Origin of the sequence: Mycobacterium sp., from assembly GCF_032162105.1 — a bacterium.
In the GTDB taxonomy this organism is placed as follows: domain Bacteria; phylum Actinomycetota; class Actinomycetes; order Mycobacteriales; family Mycobacteriaceae; genus Mycobacterium.
In genome coordinates this window covers 1-6,908 of sequence record NZ_JAVRPS010000032.1, presented here as the reverse complement: position 1 = coordinate 6,908, position 6,908 = coordinate 1, and the positions used below count along the sequence as shown (strand labels likewise).

General features: G+C 66.9%; 8 protein-coding genes. 4 read left to right on the top strand and 4 right to left on the bottom strand.

From position 1 onward, the window contains the following. The coding region (locus tag QOC69_RS01320) for a hypothetical protein (protein ID WP_526435595.1) at positions 1 to 206 on the bottom strand (206 nt) is incomplete at its 3' end. Here QOC69_RS01320 and QOC69_RS01315 point away from each other — a divergent pair. The 3 genes from QOC69_RS01315 to QOC69_RS01305 all read left to right on the top strand — a co-directional run bounded on the left by QOC69_RS01315 (position 199) and on the right by QOC69_RS01305 (position 3,233). Beyond that, positions 199 to 813, top strand: a complete 615-nt coding sequence (locus QOC69_RS01315) for a helix-turn-helix domain-containing protein (protein ID WP_526435593.1) — start codon at positions 199 to 201, stop codon at positions 811 to 813. The genes QOC69_RS01320 and QOC69_RS01315 overlap by 8 nt on opposite strands. A gap of 93 nt (positions 814 to 906) precedes the next feature. Further along, complete coding sequence (locus QOC69_RS01310) at positions 907 to 2,421, top strand: DDE-type integrase/transposase/recombinase (RefSeq protein ID WP_526435591.1); 1,515 nt, start codon at positions 907 to 909, stop codon at positions 2,419 to 2,421. Further along, the gene (locus QOC69_RS01305) at positions 2,418 to 3,233 is read left to right on the top strand and encodes an ExeA family protein (RefSeq protein WP_526435589.1); all 816 of its coding nucleotides are present in this window, start codon (positions 2,418 to 2,420) and stop codon (positions 3,231 to 3,233) included. The genes QOC69_RS01310 and QOC69_RS01305 overlap by 4 nt, the downstream gene beginning before the upstream one ends. Before the next feature lie 395 nt (positions 3,234 to 3,628). On the opposite strand, the gene QOC69_RS01300 is transcribed toward QOC69_RS01305, so the two are convergent. From QOC69_RS01300 to ychF, 3 genes are all read right to left on the bottom strand, one after another. Then, positions 3,629 to 4,027, bottom strand: coding sequence for a VOC family protein (locus tag QOC69_RS01300; protein WP_526435587.1), 399 nt, complete (start codon positions 4,025 to 4,027; stop codon positions 3,629 to 3,631). Between the two features lie 127 nt (positions 4,028 to 4,154). Continuing rightward, entirely contained in the window at positions 4,155 to 4,706 is a 552-nt protein-coding gene (locus QOC69_RS01295; protein WP_526435585.1) for an AAA family ATPase, read from the bottom strand. Positions 4,707 to 4,793: 87 nt separating this feature from the next. Further along, positions 4,794 to 5,876, bottom strand: coding sequence for a redox-regulated ATPase YchF (gene ychF, locus QOC69_RS01290; protein ID WP_526435583.1), 1,083 nt, complete (start codon positions 5,874 to 5,876; stop codon positions 4,794 to 4,796). Positions 5,877 to 5,960: 84 nt separating this feature from the next. Here ychF and QOC69_RS01285 point away from each other — a divergent pair. Beyond that, positions 5,961 to 6,908: DUF6542 domain-containing protein (locus QOC69_RS01285; RefSeq protein ID WP_526435581.1), on the top strand; the 948-nt coding region annotated here is incomplete at its 3' end.

Here is a 6,908-nt window from a genome sequence, read left to right as displayed (position 1 = left end):
TGTTGAGCGTCTCTCGGGATGACGACCACGGGGGTTCGAGCCGTCGGTGAGGGTGCCGATGTGGCGGCCGGGATGGCTGTGGGTTTGAGGTTGGTGGTCTGCACCGTCAGTCTGTCGAGGAACTGATGGGTGCACGGCGCCCCCGCTGAATTCTTGCCAGATATCTCGGGGGCACCGTGCGTAGTGCGGAAGGCACTGATGGTCACGGTAGAGGTCGATCCTGTTCGCGTCGAGTCCCGGTTGGCTGCTGGTGAGGTGGCGTGCCCGTCGTGTCCGGGCGGGTTGTTGACGGGGTGGGGTTTTGCTCGGGCACGGCACGTCGTGGGGGTCGCCGAGCCGATCCGGCCACGCCGATCTCGGTGCCGGTCGTGTTTGGTGACGCATGTGTTGCTGCCGGTGACGTTGTTGCTGCGCAGGGCTTATGTCGCGGATCTGATCTGGGCGGCGGTGGTGGCCAAGGCTGCTGGTGGCGGGCACCGGCTGATCGGGGCGCGAGCAGGTATCCCGGTGTCGACGGTGCGGGGTTGGCTGCGGGTGATGGGTGGCCGTGGCGATGTGGTCCGCGACTGGTTTCTGGCGGTTGCGGTCGCTGCGGGTGTGGATGTGTCGATACCGAAGGCGACGGGGTCGGCTTGGGGTGATGCGGTCGCGGCGGTCGGTGCGGCCAGAGCCGCGATCGCGGCACGGTTCGGTGATGGCTCGATCCTCGGTGCGGTGACGGCGGCCTCGGTGGCTGTCGCGTGCAGTAGTGGGCGGCTCCTGTCGCCGGGGTGGCCACCGGCACCAGGGGTGGGATCGCGCAACACGAACTGACTCTGATATCAGCGGTGTAGATGGTTCATCGTCGCGGGGGTGACTGCCCGGCAACGGGTTTGGGCGGCACCGCGTGATGAAGGAGCCATCGAGTTGTCTGCTGAGGATGAGAAGCGACGGGAACGAGGCCACGCGGTCGGGTTGTTCCGGTATCAGTTGATCTGCCCGGCGCTGGATACCGGGTTGTCGACCAAGGCGCGTGGCCGGTTGGTCCGCGAGATCGCCGCCGGTGAGCACACCGACCCGTTCGGGGCGCAGGTGAAATATTCGCGCGACACCCTGGATCGGTGGATCCGCCGCTACCGCGCCGGTGGGTTCGCCGAGTTGATTCCCTCGCCACGGGCAGCCTGCCCGCGGACCGATACCGCGACGTTGGAGTTGGCGGCCGCACTGAAGCGGGAGAACCCGGCCCGGACCGCCGCGCAAGTACAACGCATCCTGCGGGCCAGCGCGGGCTGGGCGCCGTCGGAATCGACGCTGCTGCGCCACTTTCACCGCCTGGAGTTGATCGGCCCTGCCGCCGGGGACACGACGGCGGTGTTCGGGCGGTTCGAAGCCGAGAACCCCAACGACCGCTGGACCGGGGACGCGTTGCACGGCCCGAAGATCGGTGGCCGCAAAACGTATCTGTTCGCGTTCCTCGACGACCATTCCCGACTGGTCACCGGCTACCGGTTCGGGTTCTCCGAGGACACCGTCCGGTTGGGGGTCGCCATGGAGCCGGCGTTGGCCTCCCGCGGGGTCCCGGCCAGCGTGTATGTCGATAACGGCTCGGCGTTCGTGGATGCCTGGTTGTTGCGGGGCTGCGCGAAACTGGGGATCCGGCTGGTGCATTCCACCCCGCACCGCCCCCAAGGGCGCGGCAAGATCGAACGGTTCTTCCGGACCGTGCGTGAGCAGTTCCTCGTCGAGGTCACCGACACCACCGTCGAGGAGTTGACTGCGGCCGGTACCGATCACCGGACCGCACTGCTGGGACTCAACGGGTTGCTCACCGCGTGGATCGAAACCGAGTACCACCGCCGCGTCCACTCCGAGACCGGGCAGAGTCCGCTGGATCGGTGGGACACCGGGTGGGTGCGACTGGGCCGGACCCCGGCGATGCCGACCGCGGCGGATCTGACCGAAGCGTTCCTGTGGTCGGAGTACCGCACGGTCACCAAGACCGCGACAGTGTCGTTGCACGGCAACACCTTCCAAGTCGATGCGGCGTTGGTGGGGCGGAAGGTCGAGTTGGTGTTCTCCCCGTTCGACATCGAAACCGTCGAGGTTCGATACCAGAACAAGAGTCACGGGAAAGCGTTGCCGCACAACATCACCCGCCACGTTCACCCGAAAGCCCGACCCGAGATACCGGAGCCACCCACGCCCCCCGCGACGGGGATCGACTACCTGGAGCTGACCGAGCGGACCCATCATCAGCAGGTCCGCGCCGACCGGCGGATCGGCTACGACGCCCTGTTCAGCAACGGAGACCGAGACGTCGACGGGGACAGGGAGGGCGAAAGCGAGGGCGACGGTCGCAGCAGCGGCGACGGTGTGGTGGCGGGGCAGTTGAGCATCACCGACATCGACGGCTTCACCTACCGCAACGGAGCATCGGCATGAGCATCGAACGGCTGCAATCGTATTACGGCTTCACCCGCATGCCCTTTGGGCGGGGACTGGCCCCGGCGATGCTGCACCGCCACCCCGGACACGCTGAAGCGGTCGCCCGGATCACCTGGTGTGTGGATCAGCACGCGATCGGGGTGATCACCGGGGAGGTCGGCGCCGGCAAGACCGTCGCGATCCGGGCCGCGACCGCCGCTCTGGACCCCGCACGGCACGTCATCATCTACCTGCCCAACCCCTCGGTCGGGGTGCGGGGCATGTTGCATCACGTCGTGGGCGCGTTGGGGCGGGTCCCGAGCTTCTATACCGCGACGTTGGCACCTCAAGCTGCCGAGGCGCTGGCCGCCGAGCACGCTGAACGTGGCCGCACCCCGGTCGTGGTCATCGACGAGGCTCACCTGCTCGACAACGCGCAGATGGAGGCGATCAGGATGCTCACCAATCACGACATGGACTCCGGATCACCATTCGCAGCGCTGCTGGTCGGGCAACCCACCTTGCGGCACCGGCTACGCCTCGGGGTCCTGGCCGCACTCGATCAGCGGATCGCGGTCCGGTATTCGCTGGCCGGGATGACACCAGCCGATACCGCTGATTACATCGCCCACCACGCCAAGATCGCCGGACGGACCGATCCGTTGTTCTCCGATGACGCGGTCACCCTGATCCACAACGCCGCCCGCGGATACCCGCGGGCAGTGAACAACCTCGCGGTGCATGCCCTGACTGCCGCATTCGCCGCGAAGACATCGATCGTCGACGAGAAGTCCGCCCGCATCGCCGTCACCGAAAGTGGCCACGACTGAATCACTGATCGTGCGACGTCACCGAGCCGAGGACGCCGTCACCACACCGACCAATGCCCCACCCGCTACCGCGGGTGGGGCATTCTCAGCCCTGCATCATCGGCACCGACAACGACGCCATCATCGGCACCCTCAGCGACGGACAACATGCGAGGAGCAGCTTTCAAGACTCCTCAACCACAAGATCCCACATGGCATGCGGGGCATGAAGGCCCTTTCCGTCGACATAGGGCGCGCGACCCCGCCTCCGCTTGACCCCAGCCCGCTACGCTGCCACTTGTAACCCGTGGATGACTCTCATCCGCTCTGGACCAGTCATCGGGGTCCGGTCATGGGCGCTATGCACGAGGACCGCGCCGATCGAGTGCATATCCCCCACGCTCGCCGCATTCCAGCTAGATCCCGAACTTTGCGCGCGCGGCGTCCGTGACGGGAGTGAAGAGGTTGACGAGGTTCCCGTCGGGGTCGCGGAACAATAGCGCCCGGTTGCCCCACGGCATCGTCGTCGGCTCGGTCACCACCTCGGAAAGCTGCTCGCGAAGCCGCTCGTACTCCGCGTCCACGTCGTCCACGATGAACTCGATGATCGCGGTTCGGTTGGCCGCCGGCTCGGCAGACCCAATTCCGAACAGCGGGACCGTCTTCTCGCTGCCGATCGCCAAAGTGCCAACCGGTGTCGGGATCTCCGCGAAGAGATCGTTACCCCAGACGGCCTCAGCTCCGGTGACCATCTCGTAGAACGAGACGAGACGCTTCACGTCGGCGCTGATGATGCGGATGGAAACAAGCTTCATGCCATGCACGCTAGAGGCGCACACCGACACGCCAAGCGTCCTGGACGTCGCCGCACGCTCGTCAGACGTTGAGCCCGACCTCGACCTGTTGCCACCCTGGCATTGCCGAAGAGCGACGAGTCACTCGCTACCGCTTGCGGCTTGCTGGGGCGCTCTTCAGCTGTTGTAGGCGACTGCGTATCTGCCGGGCGACCTCTGTTGGGGTGAGGTGTGTGGTGTCGACCACCTCGGCCTCGGCGTGCAGCCAGGTGCGGGCCGATTCCGCGTACAAGTCCAGATGCTCGAGACGGAATGAGGAGGGGTCAAGAAGCGTGTCGCCTTCGATGCGGCTGCGGAGCGTGTCCTGATCCGCGTCAAGGACGAAGTGTCGCACCGGTACTTCGTACTGCGCGAGGCCAGTGCTGATCTCGCGCCAGTACTCCTCGACAAGGACAGTCATGGGCATCACCAAAGTGCCCCCGGTGTATTCGAGTACGCGGCGAGCAGTCTCAACCACGAGTGGCCGCCAAGGCGGCCAGTGCTGGAAGTTGTCCGTCTCTGGCAGCCCCGGCTCGATATCCATGAGCGTCTCGCCGACCTTCTCAGCGTCGAACACTCGAGAATCGGGGATCAGCTGTTGCAGGAGCGCACTCGTCGTCGTCTTGCCTGCGCCGTGGGTTCCGTTGAGCCATACGATCACAAGCCTCAACGCTAGCGGGCTACTCGTCCTCGGCGAGGCGGGCTCGTGTTTCGTGTGGCATCGCCATTACCGGTCAGCCCTTGCCCGTCAGACGTTGAATCTGAACTCCACCACGTCGCCGTCGGCCATCACGTAGTCCTTGCCCTCCATGCGGACCTTGCCCGCCGCCTTCGCCGCCGCCATCGAGCCCGCCTCGACGAGGTCGTCGAACGACACGATCTCGGCCTTGATGAAGCCCTTCTCGAAGTCGGTGTGGATGACGCCGGCCGCCTTCGGGGCAGTGTCGCCCTGATGGATCGTCCAGGCGCGGGCTTCCTTCGGCCCCGCCGTCAGATAGGTCTGCAACCTGAGCGTGTGAAAACCGGCCCGTGCCAACGCATCCAGGCCGTGCTCGGTCTGGCCGATCGACTCCAGCAGCTCCGCGGCGGACTCGTCGTCGAGCTCTTGGAGCTCGGACTCGATCTTGGCGTCGAGGAACACCGCGTCGGCCGGCGCCACCATCGCGCGCAACTCGGCCTTGCGGGCTTCGTCGGTGAGTACCGACTCGTCGGCGTTGAAGGCGTACAGGAACGGCTTGATGGTCAACAGGCTCAGCTCGCGAAGCAGCGTGAAGTCCACGGCTCCCGAAGCCGCGGAGAACAACGTCTTGCCCCCGTCGAGCAGCTGCTGGGCCGCCACCGCCGCCTCGTGGACGGGCTTGCGGTCCTTGTTGTTGCGGGCTTCCTTCTCCAGCCGCGGCACCGCCTTCTCCAGCGTCTGCATGTCAGCCAGGATCAGTTCGGTTTCGATGACTTCGATGTCCGAAGCTGGGTCGACCTTGCCGTCGACGTGTACGACGTCGTCGTCGGCGAACACCCGCACCACCTGACAGATCGCGTCGCACTCGCGGATGTTGGCCAGGAACTTGTTGCCCAGCCCGGCGCCCTCGGACGCGCCCTTGACGATGCCGGCGATGTCGACGAACGTCACCGGCGCGGGCACGATCTTCTCCGAGGCGAACATCTCGGCCAGCTTGTTCAGCCGCGGATCGGGCAGCGCCACCACGCCCTCGTTCGGCTCGATCGTCGCGAACGGGTAGTTGGCCGCGAGCACGTCATTCCGCGTCAACGCGTTGAACAAGGTTGACTTGCCGACGTTCGGCAGCCCGACGATTCCGAGGTTTAGGCCCACGGTTTCGACAGTCTAGGGGGCTACCCAGGCTCGCCAGAGCGCGCTGGCAGCGCTTCCTACGTGATTGCCGGTACGGTCAAATGCGTGTTAGGACAGCGCGCCGACTCGGCGATGGTGCCCGATCACCGCTCAGTGCTACCCCGTGTGCCCGGTATTCCCTGGTGGGGCGCGGTGATCCTGGCTGCGACGGCGTCCGCAGTCGGCTTCGCCTACGACGCGGGAACGGGTGACAAGACTCTCAGCGGCGTCTTCTCGGCGTGCTACGTCGCGGGCTGCGTGTTGGCGGTGCTCGCCGTGCGACAGTCGGGCGTCTTCTCCGCGGTAATCCAGCCGCCGCTGATCCTCTTCTTCGCCGTCCCGTCGGCCTACTTCATCTTCCACGGCAGCAAGATCACCGGCATCAAGGACACCTTGATCAACTGCGGCTACCCGCTCATCGAGCGGTTCCCGCTGATGTTCTTCACCTCGGCGGTCGTGCTGCTCGTCGGGATGGGGCGCTGGTATTTCGGTATGTCGGCGCGCCGGGCCGCGTCGCACGACGCCGCCGAAACCCCCGACGTCGCGACTGCGGGGGCCGACAGCGGGCTGACGGCGGCCGCACTGGCCGGGGGCGAGAAGACGCCAACGCGCCGGGGTCGTCGGCACTCCATCGAACGCCCCGGTAGCGCTGCCACCGCCGCGGCGGAAGAGGCGCCGAAGCGCCCGGCCCGCAAGCCGAGAACGGCGGCCGGATCCGAGCGGGCGTCGCGCTCACGGCACGCACGTCCGCCGGAGACCGAGATCATCGAGCCCGTCGTCAGCCGTCCACGCCGGCCACGGGCTGGCGGCCCGCCCGTCGACCCAGAACCCCGTCGGCGCACCCGCGCCTCCCAGCCGCGCGAGCGTGAGCCTCGCGACCCGCGCGCGCCACGTGAGCGGCGGAACGCTCCGCCCGTCGAGCCCCAGGAGCGGTACGACCGCCCACAGCGACACGAACGGTCCGACCAGTACGAGCGCGGCGAGCGTCCCGAGCGGCGGCGCCGTGCGCCCGCC

Bases quoted from the DNA above. Each gene is read 5' to 3' on its own strand.
- QOC69_RS01315 (WP_526435593.1), top strand. From the start codon at position 199: ATGGTCACGGTAGAGGTCGATCCTGTTCGCGTCGAGTCCCGGTTGGCT.
- QOC69_RS01305 (WP_526435589.1), top strand. From the start codon at position 2,418: ATGAGCATCGAACGGCTGCAATCGTATTACGGCTTCACCCGCATGCCC.
- QOC69_RS01300 (WP_526435587.1), bottom strand. From the start codon at position 4,027: ATGAAGCTTGTTTCCATCCGCATCATCAGCGCCGACGTGAAGCGTCTC.